The organism is Micrococcaceae bacterium Sec5.8 (assembly GCA_039636775.1).
Taxonomy (GTDB): domain Bacteria; phylum Actinomycetota; class Actinomycetes; order Actinomycetales; family Micrococcaceae; genus Arthrobacter.
In genome coordinates this window covers 3,687,672-3,713,964 of sequence record CP143429.1, presented here as the reverse complement: position 1 = coordinate 3,713,964, position 26,293 = coordinate 3,687,672, and the positions used below count along the sequence as shown (strand labels likewise).

Annotated in this window: 21 protein-coding genes and 2 rRNA genes; 18 read left to right on the top strand and 5 right to left on the bottom strand. The window is 64.4% G+C overall.

The features are described 5' to 3' along the window. Positions 1–28: 28 nt before the first annotated feature. Positions 29–367, bottom strand: coding sequence for a hypothetical protein (locus VUN84_17115; GenBank protein XAS63977.1), 339 nt, complete (start codon positions 365–367; stop codon positions 29–31). Between the two features lie 266 nt (positions 368–633). On the opposite strand from VUN84_17115, the gene VUN84_17110 reads away from it, so the two are divergent. From VUN84_17110 to VUN84_17070, 9 genes are all read left to right on the top strand, one after another. Further along, entirely contained in the window at positions 634–2,082 is a 1,449-nt protein-coding gene (locus VUN84_17110; protein ID XAS63976.1) for a DUF3375 family protein, read from the top strand. Between the two features lie 2 nt (positions 2,083–2,084). After that, positions 2,085–3,017, top strand: coding sequence for a DUF4194 domain-containing protein (locus VUN84_17105; GenBank protein ID XAS63975.1), 933 nt, complete (start codon positions 2,085–2,087; stop codon positions 3,015–3,017). Further along, positions 3,014–6,496 carry an ATP-binding protein gene (locus VUN84_17100; GenBank protein XAS63974.1) on the top strand — a complete coding sequence of 1,161 codons (3,483 nt, stop codon included), beginning with the start codon at positions 3,014–3,016 and terminating at the stop codon, positions 6,494–6,496. The genes VUN84_17105 and VUN84_17100 overlap by 4 nt, the downstream gene beginning before the upstream one ends. Positions 6,497–6,676: 180 nt before the next feature. Continuing rightward, entirely contained in the window at positions 6,677–7,777 is a 1,101-nt protein-coding gene (locus VUN84_17095; protein XAS63973.1) for an iron-siderophore ABC transporter substrate-binding protein, read from the top strand. 10 nt (positions 7,778–7,787) lie between these two features. Further along, entirely contained in the window at positions 7,788–8,861 is a 1,074-nt protein-coding gene (locus VUN84_17090; protein ID XAS63972.1) for an iron chelate uptake ABC transporter family permease subunit, read from the top strand. Positions 8,862–8,950: 89 nt separating this feature from the next. Further along, positions 8,951–9,976 (top strand): iron ABC transporter permease, encoded by a 1,026-nt coding sequence (locus VUN84_17085; protein XAS63971.1) that lies wholly within the window; start codon positions 8,951–8,953, stop codon positions 9,974–9,976. Position 9,977: 1 nt separating this feature from the next. Next, on the top strand, positions 9,978–10,814 hold the full coding sequence (locus VUN84_17080; protein XAS63970.1) for an ABC transporter ATP-binding protein: 837 nt from the start codon (positions 9,978–9,980) through the stop codon (positions 10,812–10,814). Positions 10,815–10,879: 65 nt separating this feature from the next. After that, positions 10,880–11,887: a siderophore-interacting protein gene (locus VUN84_17075; GenBank protein XAS65891.1), complete on the top strand. Its 1,008-nt coding sequence runs from the start codon at positions 10,880–10,882 to the stop codon at positions 11,885–11,887. Between the two features lie 78 nt (positions 11,888–11,965). Continuing rightward, positions 11,966–12,814 carry an SGNH/GDSL hydrolase family protein gene (locus VUN84_17070; protein ID XAS63969.1) on the top strand — a complete coding sequence of 283 codons (849 nt, stop codon included), beginning with the start codon at positions 11,966–11,968 and terminating at the stop codon, positions 12,812–12,814. 15 nt (positions 12,815–12,829) lie between these two features. On the opposite strand, the gene VUN84_17065 is transcribed toward VUN84_17070, so the two are convergent. Further along, positions 12,830–13,117, bottom strand: coding sequence for a YciI family protein (locus tag VUN84_17065; GenBank protein XAS63968.1), 288 nt, complete (start codon positions 13,115–13,117; stop codon positions 12,830–12,832). A gap of 102 nt (positions 13,118–13,219) precedes the next feature. On the opposite strand from VUN84_17065, the gene VUN84_17060 reads away from it, so the two are divergent. The 3 genes from VUN84_17060 to VUN84_17050 are packed head-to-tail and all read left to right on the top strand — an operon-like array spanning position 13,220 to position 16,372. Then, the gene (locus VUN84_17060) at positions 13,220–13,708 is read left to right on the top strand and encodes a MarR family transcriptional regulator (GenBank protein XAS63967.1); all 489 of its coding nucleotides are present in this window, start codon (positions 13,220–13,222) and stop codon (positions 13,706–13,708) included. A 43-nt stretch (positions 13,709–13,751) separates the two neighbouring features. Continuing rightward, positions 13,752–15,569, top strand: a complete 1,818-nt coding sequence (gene glsA, locus VUN84_17055) for a glutaminase A (GenBank protein XAS63966.1) — start codon at positions 13,752–13,754, stop codon at positions 15,567–15,569. Between the two features lie 41 nt (positions 15,570–15,610). Next, positions 15,611–16,372 carry an SGNH/GDSL hydrolase family protein gene (locus tag VUN84_17050; protein XAS63965.1) on the top strand — a complete coding sequence of 254 codons (762 nt, stop codon included), beginning with the start codon at positions 15,611–15,613 and terminating at the stop codon, positions 16,370–16,372. Here the strand turns inward: VUN84_17050 and VUN84_17045 are convergent. The 3 genes from VUN84_17045 to VUN84_17035 all read right to left on the bottom strand — a co-directional run bounded on the left by VUN84_17045 (position 16,369) and on the right by VUN84_17035 (position 19,188). Next, the gene (locus VUN84_17045; GenBank protein XAS63964.1) at positions 16,369–17,130 is read right to left on the bottom strand and encodes an FAD:protein FMN transferase; all 762 of its coding nucleotides are present in this window, start codon (positions 17,128–17,130) and stop codon (positions 16,369–16,371) included. The genes VUN84_17050 and VUN84_17045 overlap by 4 nt on opposite strands. A 109-nt stretch (positions 17,131–17,239) precedes the next feature. Then, positions 17,240–17,755 (bottom strand): FMN-binding protein, encoded by a 516-nt coding sequence (locus tag VUN84_17040; protein ID XAS63963.1) that lies wholly within the window; start codon positions 17,753–17,755, stop codon positions 17,240–17,242. Further along, entirely contained in the window at positions 17,752–19,188 is a 1,437-nt protein-coding gene (locus VUN84_17035) for a ferredoxin reductase family protein (GenBank protein ID XAS63962.1), read from the bottom strand. Before VUN84_17035 ends, VUN84_17040 begins: the two co-directional genes overlap by 4 nt. A gap of 475 nt (positions 19,189–19,663) precedes the next feature. Here VUN84_17035 and rpmB point away from each other — a divergent pair, with 475 nt between their 5' ends. The 6 genes from rpmB (at position 19,664) to VUN84_17005 (ending at position 26,257) form a co-directional block, all read left to right on the top strand. Continuing rightward, positions 19,664–19,900: a 50S ribosomal protein L28 gene (gene rpmB, locus VUN84_17030; protein XAS63961.1), complete on the top strand. Its 237-nt coding sequence runs from the start codon at positions 19,664–19,666 to the stop codon at positions 19,898–19,900. Beyond that, positions 19,900–20,067, top strand: coding sequence for a 50S ribosomal protein L33 (gene rpmG / locus VUN84_17025; protein ID XAS63960.1), 168 nt, complete (start codon positions 19,900–19,902; stop codon positions 20,065–20,067). The genes rpmB and rpmG overlap by 1 nt, the downstream gene beginning before the upstream one ends. A gap of 4 nt (positions 20,068–20,071) precedes the next feature. Further along, a complete protein-coding gene (gene rpsN, locus VUN84_17020) occupies positions 20,072–20,377 on the top strand; it encodes a 30S ribosomal protein S14 (protein XAS63959.1) in 306 nt (101 codons plus the stop codon). A 690-nt stretch (positions 20,378–21,067) separates the two neighbouring features. After that, positions 21,068–22,591, top strand: a 16S ribosomal RNA gene (locus VUN84_17015). A gap of 391 nt (positions 22,592–22,982) precedes the next feature. Continuing rightward, positions 22,983–23,114 (top strand): hypothetical protein, encoded by a 132-nt coding sequence (locus tag VUN84_17010; protein ID XAS63958.1) that lies wholly within the window; start codon positions 22,983–22,985, stop codon positions 23,112–23,114. Positions 23,115–23,131: 17 nt separating this feature from the next. Next, positions 23,132–26,257 (top strand): 23S ribosomal RNA (locus VUN84_17005). Together the 16S and 23S rRNA genes form the textbook arrangement of a ribosomal RNA operon. The last annotated feature ends 36 nt before the right edge of the window (positions 26,258–26,293 follow it).

The following is a 26,293-nucleotide window of genomic DNA, read 5'->3' as shown; positions in this document are numbered from 1 at the left end:
CCTGGATCCGCCGTGGGTGGAAGACCCTTCAGCTGTCCCGCAATACTACCCGCGGGTAAGTGCCGGTGCTAGGGGCCGATTGGCCCCTAAATTCGGCCGCAATGTCCCCGACGAAGTCACCGGAAAAGTCGCCCGGAAGCCCTGCCCGGGAGGCGTGGTGCACCAGCCGGTCCCAAGCGTGGTTGATGCCGTGGACCAGGCCCAGCAGGACGTTCGCGGCAACAAGCCAGGTAAACCGCCCTGCACCCACCAGGATCATGGCCACGAAGGCCGCCGTCATCATGAACGCCGCGATCACCAGGGCAAACACGAGAGTTCCGATAAAGACCAGTGTTGCCGTCTCCACCGCGCTAAGGTCAAACTGCATTTTTTCCCCCTGCACCATGTGCATCTGTTCAATCAGTAGCCCGAGCGTAGGGTGCCGACAGCGTGCCAGCCAGAGTCCACGACGCGTGCCGGGGCTCTTGATATGGGATCGAAATACTACTGGAGCGTAGGTCACGGAGCGGTTGCGGAGACTCCGCCCGGAGGCGGACTTCCGTGACGTGCCCGGGCCTGCGTTAACCTTGTAGCTGGCAGTTTTTCCGGATCCGCTGCCCCAACCCAGATCCCACGGCAGTTAAAGGAGAGTGCGTGTCCCGCTCCGCCCTGTCCTCCGCCGACGCCATCACCGCCAGGCTGCGGGACCTTGAACTCCTGACCAAGGGCCCGGCCTGGGCCCTGACCCGCTCGGCGCCCTGGGTGATCGCCGTGCTGCAGGCCTCTTTCACCCGCACCAGGCCCCAGCTTCCGCTGGAACAATTCCACGCCGACGTCGACGCCTTCCTCGAGCAGCTCCGCCGCCAGGACCCTGTACTGGGCGGAACGGCCAACGGGAAATCGTTCGGCGACGAGTGGACCCGCAAGAACTTCCTGACCCGGCGCAACCAGTCCGGGCAGATCGTGTACGAGCTCACCGAACCCGCCGCCCGGGTCCTCGCCTTTTTAGACAGCCTCTCCAGTGAGCGTTCCACGCTCAACGGTTCGCGGCTCGGCACCCTGCTCGGCGACGTCGAGAAGCTCGCCAACGAGACCAACCCTGACCAAAGCGCCCGGCTGGAATCCCTCGAGGAGGAGATCGGCGAACGGCGCCAGCTGATTTCGGACATCAGCTCCGGCGGCGTTGACGGGCTGCTCGACGACGACGAAGCAGTCGAGGCCGCCGGCAACATCCTGGACCTGGCCGCCAGCCTGCCCGCAGATTATAAGAAGATGCGTGACCGGATCGAGGAGCTGGTAGGCGAGCTCCGCAACCAGATCATCGAAGAATCCCTCAGCAAGGGCGCCACGATGGCCCAAGTGCTGGAAGCGGACAAACGGCTCCGGCAGAGCCCCGAGGGCAGAACATTCCGGTCCTTCACGGCATTCCTGGAGGACCCGCAGCAGCAACTGCGATTCCGGTCAGCGATCGGCGAGGTACTCAGCCGGCAGTTCGCCGATGACCTCAGCCATGACGAACGGGAGACGCTGAAAAACCTGGTGGCGGAACTGCGTACCCAGCACAGCCAGATCCAGCGGATCTACGGCAAGCTCAGCGAAAGCCTCAACACCTACGTCCAGAGCGATGATTTCCGCCAGTCTGTCCGCCTCCGCAAGGTCCTGCGCGAGGCCGAACAGGCTGTCAGGTCCCTGCCGTACGAGCGCGAAAGGCCCGGACTGGTCCGCGGCCCGGTACTTTTCAACGCCGGGTTCGAATCCCTGGCCATGGTCAAGCTGTTCGACCCGGACGAATTCGCGGCCCCGCCGAAGCTGGCCGACCCAATCGCGTTCAGCGACTCGGACCGGGTGCGGGCGCCGCGGACCGGCAAAGCCAGCCCTGCGGCAATCCGCGCAGCCATGGCCGGCGCCGCCACCCTGGCGGAGGCCTGGGGGCAGCTTCCGGCCGGGGAACGCCACATCAATTCGATCCGCGCCTTGCTCTCCTCCGCCCTGCTCGGCGGCGCCGGCTTTGACCGCGAGGCCTGGGACACGCTGGACTTCGAACAGATCGACGGCTCCACGCGCACCGCGTACCTGCCGGTCGTCACGCTCAAGAAGGATTGAAGATGACTGAAGACTTTCCGACGGCGGACACCGCTGCGGAGCCTGCCCAGCACGTCCACGCCGACCCCTTCACCGTCACCGCGCGTGACACCTTCGTCGACGGCGCTGCCCTCTTCCCGGGCGACACCGGAGTGCTCCCCATGAAGGTCCGCCAGGCCCTCGTGAAGCTCCTCAAGGGCCCCTACGTCGACGGCGGACGGGACGAGAAACTCTGGACCACCCTGCTGGACCACCAACTGATCCTGCGCAGCCGCCTGTCCGAGCTTTTCCTGACGCTCCAGCTGGACCACGAACGCAAGGTGGCAGTGCTGCGCCCGGTGGACCCGGAGGCCATCGGTGGCAGTACCCGTTCGAGTATCCTGCGCCAGCAGCGGGCCCTGAGCCGGGTCGAAACCATCGTGCTGTTGCGCCTGCGCCTGCTCCTGGACCGCCACGTCACAGCCCAGACTGACCCCACGATCACGCGCGAGGAAATCGCGGAACTCGTGGCCCACTACCAGCCCGCCGGCCAGCAGGACGCCCTTCGCGATGCCGACGTCGTCAACCGTGCCATCACCAAGCTCCTGGCGCGCCAGCTCCTCCTCCCCACCGGCCTGGACGAGGTCTACACCATCTCCAACGCCCTCCCCCTGGCCCTCCCGTTCGAGAACATCGGCGATATCCCGGCCCAAATCGAAGCCCTGGTAGCAGCCTCCACCGACTCCGCCGGCACCGAACCCCTCCTCGAGTTCGACGGTGACGCGGTAGGCCCGGGGGAGGATGACTCGGACGACGGCGATGCCGTCGATCCGGTTACTGACAGCAGCGGTGGCGCCGGGGACATGCGGCAGCATGCGTCTAAGCGAGGAACGAGCGAGCATGCAGAGCATGTGTCCGGTGGCGCCGCGGAAGGCGACCACAAGGGCATGACCAAAGACTCGGAGGAAGCCAAGTGAGCATCGCGACCATGCTGCCCATGGGCGAGCTCACTAACCCGGGCCAGATGCGGCTCGCCCTCGTGCAGGTGGTGAACTGGGGCACCTTCCATGGCGCCCACACCATGCATGTGGACCGCAACGGCACCCTGCTGACCGGGAACTCCGGCGTCGGCAAGTCCACGCTGTTCGACGCGATGCTGCGGGTTTTCGACGCACGGCCGCGTTCGAACGAAGCCGCGGCCCAGCGCGCCGGCGGCGCCCTGGAGGACAAACGCACCACGTTCACGTACATGCGCGGCAAGGTCGGGGACAAGGCCGTCGGAGAGGGCTCGGCCAGCGCATTCCAACGACCCGGTGCCACGTGGTCCGCCGTCGCCCTGACATTCGACAACGCCGCCGGTACCCGGGTGACGGTATCGGCCTTGTTCGACCTGCCCAAGAACGGCACCGAGTCCAGCGTCGGCCGGTACTACCTGATCGACAACAAACCGCTGGATCTCGTGGCAATTGAGGGCATCGCGGAAAAGCGCTTCACCAAGTCGGCGCTGGACACGATCTTCCCGGACGCGCAGGTCTTCGACGTGCACAAGGCTTTCGCGGAACGCTTCCGGCGCCTGCTGGGAATCAATTCAGACCAGGCGCTGCCGTTGCTGCGCGTCATTCAGGCCGGCAAGGGCCTTGGCGGCAGCGTGAACAACTTCTTCCGCGACCAGGTCCTGGACGCGCCGGCCACACTGACCGCCGCGGACGACGTCGTCGAGGAATTCAGTAACCTGATGTCCATCCGGCAACGGCTCGAGGACGTCCGGCAGCAACGGGACCAGCTGGCGCCAGTCCCCGGGTTGAACAAGGAATATGCCCAGTCTTTGCTGGATTCGAACCGGCTGAGGGAGCTCGCCGGCGAAGAATTCGAGGCCTACAGGCAGCAACTGGCCGTCACCGTCCATGAGAAGACGCTCGCCCGCTTCAAGGAACTGGCGCAGGGGAAGGCCAGGGAACTCGGTGCGGAGCGCGGCGTCCGGGACGTCCTGGCCAAGGAGCTCCGCCAGCTCGAGGCCGACTACAACAACCAGGGCGGCAACGCGATCTCCGCGATCGAGCAGTCGCTCGAGAACGCGAGGGTGGGGCTCAAGCTCCGCCGCCAGGTGGAAGACTCCGCCCGGAAAGCCTTCGCCGACGCCGGCCTTGCATTGGAGTGGACCGCCACCGGCTGGGAACAGGCCCACGAGCACGCGGCCGCCCGCTCGGCGGAACTGAAAGAGGACTTCGAAGCGCTCAAGGAACTGCGCTTCGAAGCCTTCGACGGGCACGCGACACATAAGCGCGAGCTCGCCGCGGCCCAGCAGGAACTCGTATCGCTCAAGACGCGCAAGTCCCTGCTGCCGCCGTCGAGCATTGAAAACCGCACCGCCATCGCCGCGGCCACCGGCATTCCCGAGGAGCAAATGCCGTTCGGCGGAGAGCTGATGGACCTCGCCGAGGGCCAGGAACAGTGGCGGCCGGCTGCCGAACGTGCCCTGCGCAGCCTCGCCACCACGCTGCTGGTCCCGGGCGAGCACTTCACCGCCGTCACCCGCTATCTCAACGACCACTCCGTCCGGGGTGCGCTGCGCGCGGTGGACGTCTCGAAGCCGCTGCCCGGCGGGGCGCTGGCCGTGGAGGACACGGCCGACGGCGAGCTGCTCACCAAACTGGACATCCTCACCGCCGGGCCCGCCGCGGAGGCGGGCGAGTGGATCCGGGAACGGATCGCCCTCGATTTCGCGTACCCGTGCGTCCAGGATCCGGATGAGCTGGCCGGGCTGGACAGAGGCCTGAGCCTGGGCGGAGTGGTCAAGCGCAACCGCCACACCGTGGAAAAGGATGACCGCTTCGTCTCCCGGCAGGACTACGTTCTCGGTTTCGACAACGCCGCAAAGCTGGAGCTCGTCGCGGCGCAGGTGGCGGACCTGCAGCAGGAACTGGCCAGTGCCGCCGAACTCGCGCAGAGCCGGGAGGAGTCGCACCAGGGAATGAGCCGCCAGCTTGAGGCACTGCGCCGGGTCGCCGAAGACCACCGCCCCTGGGAACAGGTCTCGGCCGCCGTGGCCGCGGAGGACCTCGCCCGGATCGAGCAGCGCCTCAGGGACGCCCTCGCCGCGCAGGCGGACCTGGAACCGCTGCGGGCCAGTATTGAGGTTGCCCGGCACAAGCACCAGTCCAGCACCGAGACCGCCGCCGTGCTGCAGAGCGAGTACAAGGCCCTCGACGCGCAGCTCACCGCGGCAGATTCGCTGCTGGAGGCCGCTCGGACGCGGCTGGCGCAGTCGCCGCCGTCGGACGCGGCCGTCACGGCACTTCAACCGTACTTCACCGGCCTGGGCGACATCCTGGAAATGCACGAGCTGGACAACCTCGCCAACCAGGTCCGGACCCGCCTCCTGGCCGAGCTGCACGCGGCCGAATCCCGCGGACAGGCCACCTCGGAGCGGCTCACCCGGATTTTCGAGGGCTTCGCCCGGGAATGGGGAACGGCGGTTTCCGCGGATCACGGTACCTCGATCGGCGCCGCGGGCGAGTTCGAGGCCCGGTACCACGCCATTGTCAGCGATGGCCTGCCCGCGCAGGAAGCCGAGTTCCGCCAGTTCTTCAACCAGCGCACGCACGAATCCTTCAGCACCCTGCTGCACCTGCTGGATGAGGAACGCCGCTCCATTACGAGCCGGATCCTGCCGCTGAACGGCATCCTCTCCGAGGTCAACTTCCACGAAGGAAGTTTCCTGGAACTGGACATCAAACAGACTCTGCCTGCGCCGGCGAAGCAGTTCAAAGACGCCATCCAGAACGCGCTCAAGGTCCGGCACACCCGTCCGGGAAAGGCGCCCGCGCCGGCGTCCGGTGCCGCCAGCGCCGAGGGGGATGACGACGCCGAGCTCACCACCCGGTACAAATCGCTCGAGACCCTGGTGAAGAGGCTGGGATCACAGACGCCGGAGGACCGGCGCTGGCGTGCCGAGGTGCTGGATGTCCGCGGGCATCTTTTCATCCAGTGCAAGGAACACCGAGAGGTCCGAAGGCCAGGTTCCACGGCGTCCACAGGCGGGCCGAGGAAAACCGAGGTCTTCATGCACGCGGACACCGGAGCGATGTCCGGCGGTGAGCGGCAGCGGTTCACCGCGTTCATCATGGCCGCGGCGCTGAGTTACCAGCTGGGCATAGCTGAGCAGGGTTTCACCACCTACGGCACCGTGATGATGGACGAGGCCTTCGTGCTGGCCTCGGAGGAATTCGCGGGCGCCGGCATCAAAGCCCTGCACGAGTTCGGCTTCCAGCTGCTGCTGGCCGCGCCGGAAAACGTCATTGACCTGTCCCGTCACTTAGGCTCTGTCACCGAAATCCTGCGCGACAAACGGACCAACCGCTCCGGTGTGCTCACGGCTCCCGTGATCGGGCCGCGCCCCGGGTTGGCTGGTACGTGGCGCTCCGAGGCGAATCCGGTGGACATCGTCCTGCGCTGACCGGCCCGCCTCCTTCAACCACACCGCGGGGTCACTTACGGCCCGTCCTCCCGACCGGGATGCGCCGTAATGGACCCCGCATTTCTTGCCTTGGCGCAATTACGTGATGAAATGTTTGCGTAATTATTGTAAGGGTAGGCTAGCCTTACTTAGGTTCACTTCATCAGCCTAAGGAATCCCATGCCTCTCCCTGCCCCGAGCCGCGCCGTGCCCCGGCGCCGTTTCCTCCGCGCCAGCAGCCAGGCAACCGCCGTTCTGGCCGCCGTCGCGCTCTCCCTGGCCGGTTGCTCCACCGGCCCGGCGGGATCGGCCTCGTCGGAGGCCGTAAACCAATCGACGAGCCCTGCGTTCCCGGTGACCATCAAGCACGTGTTTGGCGAAACCACCATCAAGGACCAGCCGAAGCGCGTCGTCACCGTCTCCTGGGTCAACGACGACGTCGCCATCGCCCTCGGCGTCGTGCCGGTGGGCGTGCCAAAGAATGAATGGGGTGGCAACGGCCAGGGCTCCACTCCTTGGAAGGACTCTGCGCTTGAGACGCTCGGCGCCGGCTTCGGCTCGGCGACGGCGCCCGCCCAGTTCTCCGAGGCCGACGGCATCAACTTCACCGAGATTGCCAAGCTCAACCCGGACATCATCCTCGGCGCCTATTCCGGCCTGACGGAAGAGGACTACAAAAAACTCAGCGAAGTCGCCCCTGTGGTGGCCCACCCGGGGGTCGCCTACGGTACGCCGTGGCAGGATTCCACGGCCATCATCGGTAAAGCCCTTGGCAAGGAAGCCGAAGCCGCCACGCTCATCACCGCCACCGAAGCCACCATCAAGGACAAGGCCTCGGAATACCCTCAGCTGGCCGGAAAGACCTTCATCTACGGCAACCTGGAACCGGCGAAGGGCGACGGCGTTAACGTCTATACCGCCAACGACAACCGCCCCCGCTTCCTCAGCGAAATCGGCATGACACTGGCCCCCGCGGTCGCAGACAAGACCCAGGGCTCCACGGCATTCTTCATCCCGTGGTCCGCCGAGAAGGCCAACGAACTCACCTCCGACGTGTTTGTGACCTGGGTTCCGGACGTGCAAACCGCCGGATCCATCCAGACCGACCCCCTGCTGGGCCAGATCCCGGCGATCAAGAGCGGCGCACTGGTCGCCGACTCGGACACCACGCTGACCCTGTCCATTTCCGCCTCCTCACCCCTGAGCCTGCCCTGGGCGCTGGACACTTTCCTGCCGAAGCTGGCGGCCGCGGCAGACAACGTTCCTGCCGCGGTGAAGTAGGCACCGTTCCATGAACCTGGCCAGGACGCCGCCGCCCGGCACTGCCGCCCGCACCGCCCCGAGGAACGCCGTGCCTGCAACCGGCCCGGCCAGGGGACCACAGGTACGCTGGCTGCTGGCTGCCGTCACCGTGCTGGTGCTGCTGACCGGGGCCTCGCTCGCCATCGGTGCGCGCGGCCTGGATCTTGGAACCGTGGGGCAGGCGCTGACCGGCTTCGACCCGGCCAGCGGCGACCACGCCGTGGTCCACGCGCGGATCCCGCGGACCATCCTCGGGCTGCTCGCCGGCGGCGCCCTTGGGCTCGCCGGCGCGGCAATGCAGGGGGTGGCCCGCAACCCCCTCGCGGACCCGGGCATCCTCGGCATCAACGCCGGCGCCGCGCTGGCCATCGTGACGGGAATCTACGTCTTCGGCGTCACCACACTGACCGGGTACATCTGGTTCGCCTTCCTCGGCGCCGCGGCTGCCGCCGTCGTGGTCTACGTGATCGCCTCGCTCGGCAGGGACCGTGCGACGCCGGTGAAGCTCGCCCTCGCAGGGGCCGCCCTGAGCGCGGGCCTTTCCTCGCTCACGAACGTCATCCTGGTCTCCAGCCGGGACACACTGGACCGCTTTAGGTTCTGGCAGGTAGGCGGGATCGCCGGCCGCGACTGGGCCGTGATTGTTCCGGCGCTCCCGTTCCTGCTGCTGGGCGCCGCGATGGTGCTCTGCACGGGCCGGATCCTCAACAACCTCGCCCTGGGCGATGACCTCGCCCGCGGCCTGGGCCAGCGGGTGGGGCTCAGCCGCGGCCTCTCCGCCCTCGGCATCGTCCTGCTTTGCGGCTCAGCCACGGCACTTGCGGGCCCGATCGGCTTCGTGGGCCTGGTGGTTCCGCACGCCGTCCGCTTTCTGACCGGTCCCGATTACCGCTGGATTCTGCCCTTTTCCCTGGTGTTGGCCCCGGCACTGCTGCTGGCCGCCGACGTGGCCGGCCGCGTCATCCTGCTGCCCGGCGAAGTCCCCGCGGGAATTTTGACTGCCCTCCTCGGAGCGCCGGTGTTCGTGTGGCTGATCCGGCGCGGCAAGGCGGCCGGCCTGTGAGGGGACCCGACGCCGGGGCGGCACTTCGCGGCACCGGCACCCGCAAACACTGCCGTGATCTGTCAACTCGCACAGAAGGGCACCAGCGGATGGTGCCCACCCGGACCGCCCTGCTGGCCCTGGCCGCCGCCGGTCTCTTCGCCGCGTGCGTGCTCCTGGGCAGTTACACCGTCACCGTCCCCGATTTCCTCAGAATCCTTGCGGCGCACGTCACCGGGGGTGAAAAGATCCCCGGCGCCAGCTTCATCGTGATGGAACACAAGCTGCCGCGAGCGCTCGTGGGAACACTGATCGGTGCCGCCTTCGGACTGTCCGGCGCCCTGTTCCAGACCATGCTCCGCAATCCTCTCGCCAGCCCGGACGTGATCGGCATCAGTTATGGGGCCAGCGCCGCCGCGGTGACGGCCATGGTGGTTTTCGGGGCATCCGGCGCCGCAGTCGCGGGCGCCGCGTTCGCCGGAGCCCTGGGCGTCGCCGGGCTTATTTACTCCATCTCCCGCAGCGGATCCTTCGGTTCCGGCGGCAGCAGGGGTGACGCCGCGGACAGCCGCCTGATCCTGGCCGGGGTGGGCATCGCCGCCGCCCTGCACGCAGTGGTGAGTTTCCTGCTGACCCGGGCGGATATCCGCTCCGCCGCCGACATCCTGATCTGGCTCAACGGCTCGCTTAACTCCGCGACCTGGGACCGGGCTGGAGTCCTTGGACTCGCCCTGACCGCCCTGGTCCCCGCTGTTCTGGTCCTCGCCGGGCCGCTGCGCATCCTTGAACTCGGCGACGACACCGCCGCCGGCCTTGGCGTCCGGGTGGGCGCGGTACGGCTGGGCATCGTGGTCACAGCCGTCGGGCTCGCCGCGGCGGCGACGGCGGCCGCCGGGCCGGTCTCGTTCGTCGCGTTCCTCGCCGGACCGATCGCCCGCCGGTTTGTCCGCAAATCGAGCCTGCCGGCCTCGGCCTTCGCCGGTGTGGTGATTGTTCTCGGTGCCGACTACATCGCCGCCAACAGTGCCCCGCTGCTGCTGGACGGAACGGTCCTGCCGGTCGGGGTGGTCACCGGCGCCCTCGGTGCTCCCTTCCTGCTCTGGCAACTCCTCACTTCCCACCGAAAGGACACCTGAGATGGCATCGTTGAAGGCCTCGGACCTGACACTGAAATACGATCAGCGGACCGTGATTGAGGGACTCAGCGTGGAAATCCCGGAGGGCAGGGTGAGCATGATCGTCGGGGCCAACGCCTGCGGGAAATCCACCCTGTTGCGCGGCCTCGCCCGGCTGCTCAAGCCTGCCGGGGGCATTGTGACCCTCGACGGGCAGGACATCCACCGCCGTCCCGCCCGCGAGGTGGCCCGCACTTTGGGCCTGCTGCCGCAGCATCCCACGGCGCCCGATGGCATCACCGTCCGGGACCTGGTGGGCCGGGGGCGCTACCCGCATCAGGGCCGATTCCGGAGCCGGGCCGCCGACGGACCGGCACAGGACGAACGGGCCGTGCAGGAGGCCATGGCGGCCACCGGGACGCTGGAGCTTGCCGGGCGGAACGTGGATGAACTCTCCGGCGGACAGCGGCAGCGGGTGTGGATCGCGATGGCCCTGGCGCAGGAAACACAAGTGCTGTTGCTGGACGAGCCCACCACGTACCTGGACCTTACCCACCAAGTGGAGGTACTGGACCTCATCACCGACCTTAACCGCCGGCGCGGCACCACTGTGGCCATTGTGCTGCATGACCTCAACCTCGCCGCGCGGTACGCAGACCACATCATCGCCATGAAGGAGGGGCGGATCCTTGCCCAAGGGGCAGCCCGCGCCGTGGTGACCGAGGACCTGGTCCGTGAGGTGTTTGCCCTGGACTCCAGGGTCCTCCCCGACCCGGTATCCGGCGCACCCCTGATCATCCCGCTCGGCCGCCATCATGCCGATGTACGCCGTCCACCCACCCTGGAGCTGGTTCCATGACTGCTACAAACGCCACCCCGGCCCGCACCCGGCCAGAGCATGACTTCCCCCGGCCCGCCGAACCCATGACCCGCGCCTTCAGTGTCCAGGTCACGGCGGTGCAGCAGCTCGGGCCCCATTTCCGGCGGATCACGCTCGGCGGCTATTCGCTGCGGAGTTTCGGCGTCCACGGCAACACCCTGGACCTGCGCATCAAACTGGTGATCCCGTCACTGGCCGACGGTACTGTTCTGCCCCTGCCGGAGTTCCGGACGGAGCAGCCCGGCTGGTACCGCGAGTGGCTGGACATGGATCCTGCGACCCGGGGCACCATGCGCACCTACACCGTGCGGCAGGAACGCCTCGACACCGTCTACCCCGAACTCGACGTCGACTTTGTGTTGCACGTTGACGCCGCCGGCCACGGCGGGCCGGCCGCCACCTGGGCCCGTAACGCCAAACCGGGGGACTCCCTGACCTTGATCGGACCCAACAACCGGGCCGCGCACTGCGTCACCGCGGAGACGTATTCCGGGATCGAATGGCGGCCCGGACTGGCGCAGCGGATCCTGCTCGCCGGCGACGAGACAGCGGTGCCGGCCATCAGCGCCATCCTCGCAAGCCTGCCCTCTTACGTAAGCGGGCACGCCATCCTCGAGGTTCCGGAAGCCGGCGACTTCCTAGGCCTCACCACAGCTGCTGATGTTGAGGTCAGTTGGCTTGCGCGCGGTGCGGCGACCGGCCGTTCACGGCCGCACGGAGAATTACTGCAGGAAGCGGTCCGGACCGCCGTCAGCCTGCCCGGCTGGGTGGGGCTGCGGTCAGCCCGCGGAGCTGCGGCCGGGCCAGAACCTGAGGACGTCAACGTGGACCACGACATCCTGTGGGAAACCCCCGGCAGGATCGATGCCCCGGCGGTCAGTGCCAGCAGGAATCCGGACATACCCGCCGGTGCCCTGCCGTTCTACGCCTGGATCGCCGGGGAAGCCGGGGTGGTGAAGGAGCTGCGCCGGTATTTGGTGCGGGACGTAGGGATTGACCGGAAGCAGGTGTCGTTTATGGGGTATTGGCGGCAGGGGAAGTCTGAGCTCTAACCGCGGCCTTGTGCTCGGCTCACCTGTTGTGCCCCGCTTGTTCACCCCGACGTCGTTCGGCCCGGCTACCGTGGCGGCATGGCCGAGAACCTTTTAGCTCCTGGTCCTGGTGGGCGGCGGGTCTATGTTGCCCTGGGGGATTCCTTTACCGAAGGCGTGGGGGACTATAACGCCCGGTTCCCGAACGGGGTCCGGGGCTGGGCGGACCGCGTGGCAGAGCAGCTGGCCAAGGCGGACCCGGGATGGGAATACGCCAACCTTGCCATCCGCAGCAAGAGGCTGCGGCACATCATTGCCGAACAGCTGGACCCCGCCCTGGCGATGGAACCGACCCTGGTTACTGTGTACGCGGGCGGGAACGACATTCTGGATCCCGGCACCGACATCCACGCGCTGATGAAGGACTATGAGTTCCTCGTCGCCCGGCTTGCCGCCAGCGGGGCAACGGTGGTGTTGTTCACCGGGTTCGATGTGAGAGTCTCGGCTCTCCTGGAGCCCCTCAAACGCCGAAACGCGGTATACAACCGGCGGGTCCGCGAAGTGGCAGAGCGGTACGGGGCCGTGCTGGTGGACTACTGGTGCTTCGATGCATTTTACGATCCGCGGATGTGGGATTCGGACCGGCTGCACATGTCCAAGGCGGGGCACAAGTATCTTGCCGGCCAGGTCCTGGACCAGCTTGGGGTGCAGCACACGGTCAAACGCAAGGAATGGGCGCCGCCGGCCCGGCTTGGCCTGCGCGGCTGGGAACGCCGGCAGCGCCGCTGGGTTTCCGACTGGGTGGTCCCGCTGTTCGGGCGCAAGCTCCGGGGAGTCACGCTGGGCGATAAGCTCAGCCCCCGCTGGCCGGAGCCCGTCCGGGTCCCGCCAAGGGCCGGACTCAAGAAACTAACCGCCAAGGTCCCGGCGGCTGGTCCACATTCCTGATCTGGGCGCCCGGCGTCAGCTGTCCAGCAGGTTCTCAAAGCCCTGCGCCACCCGGCTCGCATGGAATTCCTCGACGTCGAATTCCGCTACGCCGTTGACGTAGAACGGATCGCTGGCCAAGGAGGTATCGAGGGCGCCACGGTCTGCATTGGAGAGCAGCAGGGCGCCCGTGCGCGGGATCTTCCGCCCCGCAACCAGAAAGATGCCCTGGTCAAACGCATCCTCCAGCCACCTCACGTGGGCGGGCAGATGGAAATCAACGATCTCTTCGGGGACCTTGTAAGTCAGCGAGACTACATACATAGGGTCAGCCTACCGCCAGTCCCGCACGCCGTGACGGGAATCATCCGGGGCTGACGCCGCCGAAGTTGAACCGTCAATGATCAATACTCCTAGACTGTAGCCATGACTGAACCGCGCTGGCTCAATGCCGACGAACGACGGGCCTGGCTGGCCCAAGTGAGCATCAATACCCTGCTGCCGGCAGCGCTGGACACCCAGCTTCATCACGCGCGCAAACTCTCCCTTTTTGACTACAACGTCCTCGCGATGCTCTCAGAGGCCGACGGCCGTTTCCTGCCCATGAGTGAACTCGCTGCCCGCACCAGCGCCTCACTGTCCCGGCTCTCCCACGTGGTTACCAAACTGCAGAACCGCGGGTGGGTGGAGCGCCGCCCGCACCCCGGCGATGCCCGGGTAACGACGGCGCACCTTACCGACGCCGGGATGCAGACCATCGAGGAACTCGCCCCCAGCCACGTTGACGCTGTCCGTTCGCTGTTCCTGGACGCCCTGAGCGAGGAAGACGTCGCCGAACTCGCCCGGATTGGCGAGAAGATCGTGGGCAGGCTGGACAGGGACCATTGGATCCTGCGGGAGGGCGGGCAGGCCTAGGGCCCGCAACGGCCGCGGTGCGATGTCCCCTAGTGTTGGCAGTATGGAATCGCCGATCGACAGCTACTTGCGCCAAATCCACGCCGAGATCGCCCAGCTCAAGGACGGCTTGCCCTACAGCACCATTCCGGCCATGGCCAATGTGGACCCGGATAACTTCGGCATCGCCCTCGCGACCGTGGACGGCAAGGTGTACGAAATTGGTGACACCCGCGAGGAATTCACCATCCAGTCGATTTCCAAGCCCTTTACCTACGGACTGGCCCTCGAGGACCTCGGCGACGAGGCCGTGGACGCCAAAGTGGACGTGGAGCCCTCCGGGGACTCCTTCAATGAAATTTCCCTGGCCGAAGGTACCGGCCGGCCGGCCAACGCCATGATCAACGCGGGGGCCCTCACTGCCACCTCGCTTATTAGAGGCTCGGGCGGGCAGTCCGGCTTCAAACGGATCCTCAGCACGTACTCCGCTTTCGCCGGCCGCCAGCTCTCGGTCAGTGAGCAGGTCTTCGAATCCGAACTTAAGCACGGCCACCGCAATACGGCGCTCGCGTACCTCCTGCGCTCGTTCGACATCATCGAGGACGACCCCGCCCCGGTGCTGGCAGACTACTTCCGCCAGTGCTCCGTGCTGGTGAACTGCTTCGACCTCTCGATCATGGCCGCCACCCTGGCCAACGGCGGACGGAACCCGATCAGCGGCAAACAGGTACTGGAGATCGGACCGGTGGAACGCGTGCTGTCGGTCATGATGACCTCCGGAATGTACGACGACGCCGGTGCCTGGATCAGCAGCGTTGGCATGCCGGGCAAGAGCGGCGTGGCCGGCGGGATCATCGCCGTGCTGCCCGGACAGGTGGGCCTGGCGGTCTATTCGCCGCCGCTGGATGAGCACGGCAGCAGCGTCCGCGGCCTGGCCACCGCGCAGCGCCTCTCCCGGGACATGGAGCTCCACTTCGTCCGCGCGGCCCGGACAGGCCGGTCCGCCATCCTCGCCGCCTACGACGTGACCGAGACGCCCTCGGGCATCCGCCGGAACGACGAGGCTGCGGATGTCCTCCGTGCCCACGGCCACCGGGCCCGGGTGATCGAGGTCAACGGCGACCTCCTCTTCGCCGGAACCGAGTCCATGGTGCGCGAGCTCAGCAGCCTGCCGGACGACGTCGACCTGGTGGTTCTGGATTTGCGCCGCACCGACCAGATCAGCGAGGTTGCCGTGCGCATGCTGGCCAAGGCCCGGCAGGGGATGGCCGATACCGGCCGGGAGCTGGTGCTCGTTGAAGCGGACGGCTCCGTCGCGGAGGCCCTGGAACCGCTGAAACAACGGCTGGTGCCGTCCTTCGCGACCCGGAGCGCCGCCGTCGAATACTCCGAAAACCGTTTGCTGGAACGGCACGGGGACCATCTGCTGCTGCCCGACCACGTTCCGGTCACGGTGTCGCCGGCCCTGGCGCCGCTGGAGGAGACTGACGCCGCGGCTTTGGAAGCCCTCATGACCCCGCGGTCCTACGACGACGGCGACGTCATCCGGCGCATCGGCCTGCGGTTCGGCGGGGTGTACTTCATCACCTCGGGCCGGGTCAGCAGCACCTCCCCCGGGCCCACTGCGGAACGGGTCAAGCTCAATACGCTCAGCGCCGGTATGACGTTCGGCGAACTTGCGCTGGGCAGCGGCAACCGGCAGGAGACGACGGTGCGTGCCGTCGGGCCGGTGGAGGTCATGGTGCTCAGCGCGGAAGCAATCGCCGAGTTGGAAACCGCCGACCCGCGCCTGGCACTCGCCCTTTGGAAGGCCCTGACCCGCGATGCCTACACCCGGGTGGAGCAGTACCTCCGCGAATCGGTGGTCCGGATCCGGGAATAGTTTTTTTGTTTGCTTGGGGCAACTGCTGGCAGACTGGAGCCATGGATTTCACGTCCCGCTACGTAGCCCTTGGCGATTCCTTCACGGAAGGCGTCGGCGATGACGACCCAGCCCGTCCCAACGGAGTCCGGGGCTGGGCAGACAGGGTCGCCGAGCAGCTTGGCGCCGCTGATCCGGCCTTCGGCTACGCGAACCTCGCCATCCGGGGCCGGAAACTGCGCCAGATCATGGCAGAGCAAGTCGATGCCGCCGTGGCACTGAACCCCACCCTCGTGAGCATCTACGCCGGCGCCAACGACATCCTCCGGCCCAAGGTCGATATCGACGATCTGCTGGTGGAGTACGACGCCGGGATCCGCAAGCTCAAGGCCACCGGCGCCACCGTGGTGATGTTCACGGGGTTCGACTCCCGGGGTTCAAAGATCTTCGCCACCACCCGCGGCCGCACGGCCATCTATAACGAACTGGTCCGCGGCATCGCCGGTGACCACGGCGCCCTGCTGGTGGATTACTGGCGCTTCAGCGAGTATTACGACTGGAGCATGTGGGCCACCGACCGGATGCACATGTCCCCTGCCGGCCACGCGAACATGGCCAAGCGCGTCCTCACCGTCCTGGAACATGACCACTCGATCGACGTTCCACCCATGACCCCTGTTCCGGAGCTCAGCCGGGCCGAGGCAGTGCGCGCCAACGCCCGCTGGGTACGCGAATTCGCCGGACCCTGGGTGGTCCGCCGGGTCACGGGGAAGTCCTCGGGCGACGGGCTGGCTCCGCGCTACGGGACGCTCACGCACTTCTAGGCGCGGAAGCCCGGCGTCGCGAGCAACTCCCCGCCCCCGCGGACGGCCAGCACCTCGACATCCCAGCTGTCCGTAGCCCAGTCCAACATCCGCTGGCCTCCTGCGACGATCGCCGTGGCCAGCACGTCCGCGGTGAGAATGTCCGGGGCAGCCACCGACACCTGGCGGAACTCGATGGGTCGACTGCCGGCGCGGCCCGCTCCGGCACGCCAGATGTGGTTGCCGCGTTCGGCGGTTCCGGACGTCGCCAGGGCGGCACAACGTCCGGTGCCGCCGAGCGCGAAGCCCGAGAGCAGTGCCCCGCGGTCCTGCGGATCCACGATGCCCGCCATCCAGGGGGTCCCCCATTCCGGCCGGGGTGAGCCGCCCACCAGCACGTCCCCGCCGGCGTTCAGGCACCAGTCAGTGACGCCGGCAGCCGCCAGGGCAGTGGCGGCCTGGTCAATGGCGTACCCCTTGATGATGCCGGAGAGGTCCAGGACGCCGTCGGGCCGCTCGGGGGTGAAGAAGCCGTCGGTCAGCAATCGCCAGCCTGTGGCGTCCGCAAACCGCGCCCGGAACGCCGCCGAGGTGTCCCGGAGTGTCAGTTCGCCGCGGGCCAGCCGGCTGGCCTCCGAATCCGGGCGGTACAGGCTGAACGTCGCGTCCAAGCCGGTGAATACGCGTTCGACGGCGGCCGTGGCAGCGTCCAGCACCGGCTCGCCCTCCCACGTCCCGCACTCATCCACCGGCAGGGTCAGGCTGATGACGGTCCCCATGCACCGGAACGTCCTGCTCCTCAGGTCAGGACCGTCCTGGCCGGAGCCGGCCGGGCGGGCGGTGGCCGAATTGAGTCCGGCATCTGCCGGACTGGCGGCGGGCGGGGGCTTAAAGGTTGGCTGCATCGAGGGCTGCCTGAAGCGAAGTCAAGTAGGCATCACTGGTGACAGTGGCGCCGCTGATGGTCTGCACCTGCGCCGACTGGGCCTTGAGGACAGCGGCACGCAGCAGCGGAGCGGCCCGATTGCTGATCTGCACGGACCTCCGGTCTTCGTCGGTCAAGTGCAGAGCCGTGACATCCGAGACCGCCCCGGCTTTCACGGTAATCTGCACCTGGACGGATCCGTAGCGGGTCTGGACCTGCGCTCCGGTGAAGGTTCCGGCGCCCTGGGCCCCGGTGCCGGAACTTTTGGTCGAGCCGCTTGTTCCGCTCGCGGTTCCGGAAGCACCGGCCGCGCCGCTGGAACCGGTGGTTCCGCCGCCCTTGCTCACTCCGGACGTAGCAGGGGCCGACGTGGCCGACGCCGCACTCCCCGTCTCCGCGACGTGGGCGCCGGACTGCCAGCCGGCGAGGAGTATCCCCGCGGATGCCAATGCTGCAGAAACTGCTGCGCGTATTCTCACCAGTCGAACCTTTCGTAGTGGAGTTGCTCGTCGGGTACGCCCGCCGCACGGGCCTCGCTGATCGCGCTGCGGGCCCACGTGGACGGGCCGCAGATGTAGACGTCGGAGTCCGCGACGTCCGGGGCGTAGCTGGCCAGCCGGTGCCCTGACCGGACGGCCGCTTCGGACTGCCAGGTCGGGCCGCCGGCGCTCCGCGGGCCTGTGACATGAAACAAGGTGGCGCCCCGCCGGCGGCAAAGGTCCAGGATTTCAGTGCCCAGATAGAGCTCGGCCTCACTGTGCCCGCGGAGGATCACCGTGGCGTTGCCCGGTTCGAACGGGGTTCGTTCCAGCAGTGCCCGGATGGGGGTGATGCCGATGCCGGCTCCGATCATCACCACGTGGTTCCTGCTGCGCGCCGCGGTACTGAACAGCCCGTACGGGCCCTCGATGGCCACCCTGGTCCCGGACCGCAGCCGCGTCAGCTGCGCCGAGCCCCGCCCGAGGTTGCGCACCGTGATCCTCAGCGTGCCGCGGCCGGAGGAATCGAACACTGCCGGTTCTGCGGAAAGGCTGAAGGGGTGCGGGTGCCACCAGGCGCCCGGTGCGAGGAACCGCCAGATGAAGAACCTGCCTCCGCTGCCGGCCAGTTCGTCGAGGTGGCGGCCTGCCAGTTCAATGCTCACGGCGCCGGGACCCTCTGTCACGACGCGCCGCACCGTCAGACGGTGCCGGACGGTGGCGACGAGGGGCTCGAGAACCCGGTAGTGGACCAAGGCGGCGCCGGTACCGATGCAGATGACCAGCCAATACCAGCGCTGCCACGTGCCCTCGGCGAAGAGAGCCCCGGTGCTGAATTGGTGCGGGATTGCGGTCAGGACGGCCACGTAGGTCAGTAGGTGGACGGCGTACCAGAACTCGTAAGGAAACCGGCGTCGGACGGCCACCAGTGAGGTGACAACGACGGCAATGAACAGTGCCAGGGAGACGATCGCAAGCCACATGTCGGGAACCTGGACCCACAGTGACACCAGCTCGCTGACGGGGTTGAGCCCTTCGGCCATCCCATAACCGGCTGCGATCAGGATGCCGTGGGCAAGCAGCAGGTAGAGCGACGGTTTACCGAGCTTACGGTGGAATTCCAAGGCCCGGTCGTGCCCCACGGCGTTGTCGATCACGGGAAGCCGCGCGGCCAACAACAACATCAGCAACACCAGATCCATACCGGCCAGGCCGGCGACGATCCCGAGGGCTGTGAAAGTCCCAGCCAGGGTCGAAAACCCGGTCGCCCCGCCGTCGGCGAGCCAGAGCGCAATGGCCGCAGCAACCGATGCCCAGGCCAGCACTGTCAGCAGATCAGCCCGGACCAGCCGGCGCCGGGATTGACCCCGGAACCGCTCCACAGGGGCGGGCCGGGCCGGGTCCCGTACGGTCGTCCGGAGTAAAGAGTTCATGGTTCCACCGTCCGCCCGCGGCCTATCAATTTGCTGTGAAAGCACTAGGGTGCCGATGTGACTTCCTGCCAGACCGCCAGCTCGCCTTATACACCTCGGATCACCGGATTGGTCTTTAATTCCTCTGACTCGTAGACTTGGTAGGCGCTAGGTGGCGCGGAGCGTGCGCAATTGCTCCGGTTGGCGGGACTTGCCGGTAATATCGGCAATCCTGCAGGCCGGTAGTTAGGGGCTCAAGTTGCGTGCATTCCTGTATTCGCCCAGCATCCCGGTACTTCGTCGCGGCCTTCCATTTGGATTCAGCGGCCGGTAACCGTGGTCCACAATCTTCGCCGTAGTGAACGCAGCCGGCTTACGCCGCCTGCTTGAACACCGCGGGACCATCGAGCAATGTGGGCGCTGGATGCGGACGCCGCCTGTCGCACGGTTACGCGGGAACTCCGCAACCGTTTCATTTATTTTGAGGAGAGTCGTCATGGCAGCACACTGCCAGGTGACCGGAGCCGAGCCGGGCTTTGGACACAGCATTTCGCACTCGCACCGACGCAACAAGCGCCGGTTCGACCCGAACATCCAGAAGAAGCGCTACTGGGTTCCGTCCCTGCGCCGTAATGTCACCCTGCAGGTCTCTGCGCGTGGCATCAAGACCATCGACGTGCGTGGCATCGACGTCGTCGTAGCCGCCATCCTGGCACGAGGAGTGAAGCTCTAATGGCTAAGGACAAGGACGTACGTCCGATCATCAAGCTCAAGTCGACCGCGGGCACGGGTTACACCTACGTGACGCGCAAGAACCGTCGTAACGACCCGGACCGCATGGTTCTGAAGAAGTACGACCCCCGCATCCGCAAGCACGTCGAATTCCGAGAGGAGCGCTAAACACATGGCTAAGAAGTCAATGATCGCTAAGAACGAACAGCGTAAAGTCATCGTCGAGCGTTACGCTGCAAAGCGCCTCGAACTGAAGAAGGCTCTGGTTGACCCCAACTCGACCGACGAAGTTCGCGAAGCCGCCCGCCTCGGCCTGCAGAAGCTGCCCCGCAACGCCTCACCGGTACGTCTGCGTAACCGCGACATCATCGATGGCCGCCCGCGCGGTACCTTCCAGAAGTTCGGCATCTCCCGTGTTCGCTTCCGCGACATGGCTCACCGCGGTGAGCTCCCGGGCATCACGAAGTCTTCCTGGTAATTCAGTACCCTTGAAGCCAGTGGCTTAAAGAAGGGCCGGCAACCAATTGGTTGCCGGCCCTTCTTGCGTTAACGTCCGACGTCCGACGTCCCGACGTCCCGACGTCCGACGTGCGGCGGCGGGTGGCGGGCTGGTAGTGGTGATGCACCACACATAGGCTGCGTGCCGGCATTTTGGCCGGCGGGAGTGTTGGTGGGTGCTGGTTTTTGGTGTGGTGGCGGGGTTTTTGGGGGTGTGGGGCGGTATGTGGGGGTGGATTTGTGGTTGGTCGTGGGGGTGTGTATTGTTGTTCGAGTCGCCGCCGCTGTTGCGGTAAGAAAGCGACCGACCCCCTTCTGAACGGCCTGGAATATGGCGTGGTTTGTTACGCGTTGTTTTTGGGTGGGGATGGTGCTGGTGGAGTGGGGAATCGCGGAAACGTTGATTTGCGTAGCTTCGCGGTATCGGGTAAGTTTGGGAAGTTGCTCCGGAGCGATCCATGGCTTGTGGTTGTGGTGGTGCCGGGTGTGTCTGTTGTTTGAGAACTCAATAGTGTGCCAAGTTTGTTGATACCAATTTATTGTATTGAATTGGTTGAATTGACTGGATTGCGCCACCCCGTGGTGTGGTCTGGTTTTTACAGCTGGTTTCAAATTTTGTGCAGCTGGCGCGTCCCGTTTTCCCGGGGGTGTTGGTTGTGTCTGTTTTACTTCAACGGAGAGTTTGATCCTGGCTCAGGATGAACGCTGGCGGCGTGCTTAACACATGCAAGTCGAACGATGATGCCAGCTTGCTGGTGGATTAGTGGCGAACGGGTGAGTAACACGTGAGTAACCTGCCCTTAACTCTGGGATAAGCCTGGGAAACTGGGTCTAATACCGGATATGACTCCTCATCGCATGGTGGGGGGTGGAAAGCTTTTTTGTGGTTTTGGATGGACTCGCGGCCTATCAGCTTGTTGGTGAGGTAATGGCTCACCAAGGCGACGACGGGTAGCCGGCCTGAGAGGGTGACCGGCCACACTGGGACTGAGACACGGCCCAGACTCCTACGGGAGGCAGCAGTGGGGAATATTGCACAATGGGCGAAAGCCTGATGCAGCGACGCCGCGTGAGGGATGACGGCCTTCGGGTTGTAAACCTCTTTCAGTAGGGAAGAAGCGAAAGTGACGGTACCTGCAGAAGAAGCGCCGGCTAACTACGTGCCAGCAGCCGCGGTAATACGTAGGGCGCAAGCGTTATCCGGAATTATTGGGCGTAAAGAGCTCGTAGGCGGTTTGTCGCGTCTGCCGTGAAAGTCCGGGGCTCAACTCCGGATCTGCGGTGGGTACGGGCAGACTAGAGTGATGTAGGGGAGACTGGAATTCCTGGTGTAGCGGTGAAATGCGCAGATATCAGGAGGAACACCGATGGCGAAGGCAGGTCTCTGGGCATTAACTGACGCTGAGGAGCGAAAGCATGGGGAGCGAACAGGATTAGATACCCTGGTAGTCCATGCCGTAAACGTTGGGCACTAGGTGTGGGGGACATTCCACGTTTTCCGCGCCGTAGCTAACGCATTAAGTGCCCCGCCTGGGGAGTACGGCCGCAAGGCTAAAACTCAAAGGAATTGACGGGGGCCCGCACAAGCGGCGGAGCATGCGGATTAATTCGATGCAACGCGAAGAACCTTACCAAGGCTTGACATGAACCGGTAATACCTGGAAACAGGTGCCCCGCTTGCGGTCGGTTTACAGGTGGTGCATGGTTGTCGTCAGCTCGTGTCGTGAGATGTTGGGTTAAGTCCCGCAACGAGCGCAACCCTCGTTCTATGTTGCCAGCGCGTTATGGCGGGGACTCATAGGAGACTGCCGGGGTCAACTCGGAGGAAGGTGGGGACGACGTCAAATCATCATGCCCCTTATGTCTTGGGCTTCACGCATGCTACAATGGCCGGTACAAAGGGTTGCGATACTGTGAGGTGGAGCTAATCCCAAAAAGCCGGTCTCAGTTCGGATTGGGGTCTGCAACTCGACCCCATGAAGTCGGAGTCGCTAGTAATCGCAGATCAGCAACGCTGCGGTGAATACGTTCCCGGGCCTTGTACACACCGCCCGTCAAGTCACGAAAGTTGGTAACACCCGAAGCCGGTGGCCTAACCCCTTGTGGGAGGGAGCTGTCGAAGGTGGGACTGGCGATTGGGACTAAGTCGTAACAAGGTAGCCGTACCGGAAGGTGCGGCTGGATCACCTCCTTTCTAAGGAGCACCTACAGCCACCTTGCCTCATGTATGTGAGTGTGGAGGGGTTGTCAGGAGTACGCCCGTTGCGCAGACGTAAGTTCTGCGGCGGGTGCTCACGGGTGGAATATCAACAAATAGCGGCCGCTGGTTTTTCCTGCGGCACTTAGTACGGTTCTGCACTTGTGTGGTTCCTGGAACGGTGTGCGGGGGGTGCTGGTGGTTTAGTGTTTGGCACACTGTTGGGTCCTGAGGCAACAGGACCGGTGGGGGGATGGCCTTTTGGGGTTGTTGTTCTGCCGGGACTTGTGTTTCTGGTTTCCTGGCTGCAGCGAGCACACGGTGTCGCCCCTTTTGCGGGGGTGCGTGTGGGGTGTGTGGTTTGGGGTTGTTGTTTGAGAACTACATAGTGGACGCGAGCATCTTTTATAAAGAAGCAATTTCCAAGAATATGAACCTGGATCTGGCTGCGCGTGGTGGCATTCCCTTTGTGGGGGTGTTGTTGGGTGTGGCTGGTTTTCGTGGTTCTCTCGAAAATTAGCGTTTTTGATCTTTTGTGGTCAAGTTTTTAAGAGCACACGGTGGATGCCTTGGCATTAGGAGCCGAAGAAGGACGTAGGAATCTGCGATAAGCCTGGGGGAGTCGATAACCGGACTGTGATCCCAGGGTGTCCGAATGGGGAAACCCCGCCAGGGGCGCGAGTCACCTGGTGACCCGCATCTGAACACATAGGGTGCGTGGAGGGAACGCGGGGAAGTGAAACATCTCAGTACCCGCAGGAAGAGAAAACAATAGTGATTCCGTCAGTAGTGGCGAGCGAACGCGGATCAGGCTAAACCGTTCCATGTGTGATAGCCGGCGGGCGTTGCATGGTCGGGGTTGTGGGACTTCCCATTCTGTCTCTGCCGGGACAGTGGGGTGTGTAGTGCAGGCATAGGTGAACGGTCTTGAAAGGCCGGCCAGAGAGGGTGTGAGCCCCGTAACCGAAATGTTGTGTACCGCCCGGGGAGTATCCCAAGTAGCACGGGGCCCGAGAAATCCCGTGCGAATCTGTCAGGACCACCTGATAAGCCTAAATACTCCCTAATGACCGATAGCGGACCAGTACCGTGAGGGAAAGGTGAAAAGTACCCCGGGAGGGGAGTGAAACAGTACCTGAAACCGTGTGCTTACAATCCGTCGGAGCAGCCTTGTAGCTGTGACGGCGTGCCTTTTGAAGAATGAGCCTGCGAGTTAGTGTTACGTCGCGAGGTTAACCCGTGTGGGGAAGCCGTAGCGAAAGCGAGTCTGAATAGGGCGTTGCAGTGGCGTGATCTAGACCCGAAGCGAAGTGATCTACCCATGGCCAGGTTGAAGCGACGGTAAGACGTCGTGGAGGACCGAACCCACTTCAGTTGAAAATGGAGGGGATGAGCTGTGGGTAGGGGTGAAAGGCCAATCAAACTTCGTGATAGCTGGTTCTCCCCGAAATGCATTTAGGTGCAGCGTTGCGTGTTTCTTACCGGAGGTAGAGCTACTGGATGGCTAATGGGCCCTACAAGGTTACTGACGTCAGCCAAACTCCGAATGCCGGTAAGTGAGAGCGCAGCAGTGAGACTGTGGGGGATAAGCTTCATAGTCGAGAGGGAAACAGCCCAGACCACCAACTAAGGCCCCTAAGCGTGTGCTAAGTGGGAAAGGATGTGGAGTTGCGAAGACAACCAGGAGGTTGGCTTAGAAGCAGCCATCCTTAAAAGAGTGCGTAATAGCTCACTGGTCAAGTGATTCCGCGCCGACAATGTAGCGGGGCTCAAGTACACCGCCGAAGTTGTGGATTTCAGATAGTAGCCAAGCCCTTGTGGTTCAGGCGTCTGGAGTGGTAGGGGAGCGTCGTGTGGGCAGTGAAGTCGCGGTGTAAACCAGCGGTGGAGCCTACACGAGTGAGAATGCAGGCATGAGTAGCGAAAGACGGGTGAGAAACCCGTCCGCCGAATGATCAAGGGTTCCAGGGTCAAGCTAATCTGCCCTGGGTAAGTCGGGACCTAAGGCGAGGCCGACAGGCGTAGTCGATGGACAACGGGTTGATATTCCCGTACCGGCGAAAAACCGTCCATGTTGAACAGGGGATACTAACTGCCCGAGACCTGCCTGACACCCCTTGTGGGTGGAGGGTTTTGGTGGAGCGCGGGACCTGATCCTGGGAGGCAAGCGTATTAACAGGTGTGACGCAGGAAGGTAGCCAAGCCGGGCGATGGTTGTCCCGGTCTAAGGATGTAGGGCGAACGGTAGGCAAATCCGCTGTTCATGATGCCTGAGACCCGATGGGACCCCCGTCAAGGGGGGATTTGGTGATCCTATGCTGCCGAGAAAAGCATCGACGCGAGGTTTTAGCCGCCCGTACCCCAAACCGACACAGGTGATCAGGTAGAGAATACTAAGGCGATCGAGAGAATTATGGTTAAGGAACTCGGCAAAATGCCCCCGTAACTTCGGGAGAAGGGGGGCCCCCATCGTGATGGACACCAGCTGTCCGGAGCGTGCAGGGGCCGCAGAGACCAGGGGGAAGCGACTGTTTACTAAAAACACAGGTCCGTGCGAAGTCGCAAGACGATGTATACGGACTGACTCCTGCCCGGTGCTGGAAGGTTAAGAGGACCGGTTAGCCGCAAGGCGAAGCTGAGAATTCAAGCCCCAGTAAACGGCGGTGGTAACTATAACCATCCTAAGGTAGCGAAATTCCTTGTCGGGTAAGTTCCGACCTGCACGAATGGAGTAACGACTTCCCCGCTGTCTCAACCATAAACTCGGCGAAATTGCAGTACGAGTAAAGATGCTCGTTACGCGCAGCAGGACGGAAAGACCCCGAGACCTTTACTATAGTTTGGTATTGGTGTTCGGAGTGGCTTGTGTAGGATAGGTGGGAGACGTTGAAACCCGGACGCCAGTTCGGGTGGAGTCATCGTTGAAATACCACTCTGGTCACTTTGGACATCTAACTTCGGCCCGTAATCCGGGTCAGGGACAGTGCCTGATGGGTAGTTTAACTGGGGCGGTTGCCTCCTAAAAAGTAACGGAGGCGCCCAAAGGTTCCCTCAGCCTGGTTGGCAATCAGGTGTCGAGTGTAAGTGCACAAGGGAGCTTGACTGTGAGAGAGACATCTCGAGCAGGGACGAAAGTCGGGACTAGTGATCCGGCGGTACATTGTGGAATGGCCGTCGCTCAACGGATAAAAGGTACCTCGGGGATAACAGGCTGATCTTGCCCAAGAGTCCATATCGACGGCATGGTTTGGCACCTCGATGTCGGCTCGTCGCATCCTGGGGCTGGAGTAGGTCCCAAGGGTTGGGCTGTTCGCCCATTAAAGCGGTACGCGAGCTGGGTTTAGAACGTCGTGAGACAGTTCGGTCCCTATCCGCTGCGCGCGCAGGAAATTTGAGAAGGGCTGTCCTTAGTACGAGAGGACCGGGACGGACGAACCTCTGGTGTGTCAGTTGTACTGCCAAGTGCACCGCTGATTAGCTACGTTCGGATGGGATAACCGCTGAAAGCATCTAAGCGGGAAGCTCGCTTCGAGATGAGATTTCCATACACCTTGTGTGTGAGAGGCCCCCAGCCAGACCACTGGGTTGATAGGCCGGATGTGGAAGCGAGGACTAACGACTCGTGAAGCTGACCGGTACTAATAGGCCGATAACTTACACCACACACCACCCGGGCAAACGATTCAAAAGCGTTTGCAC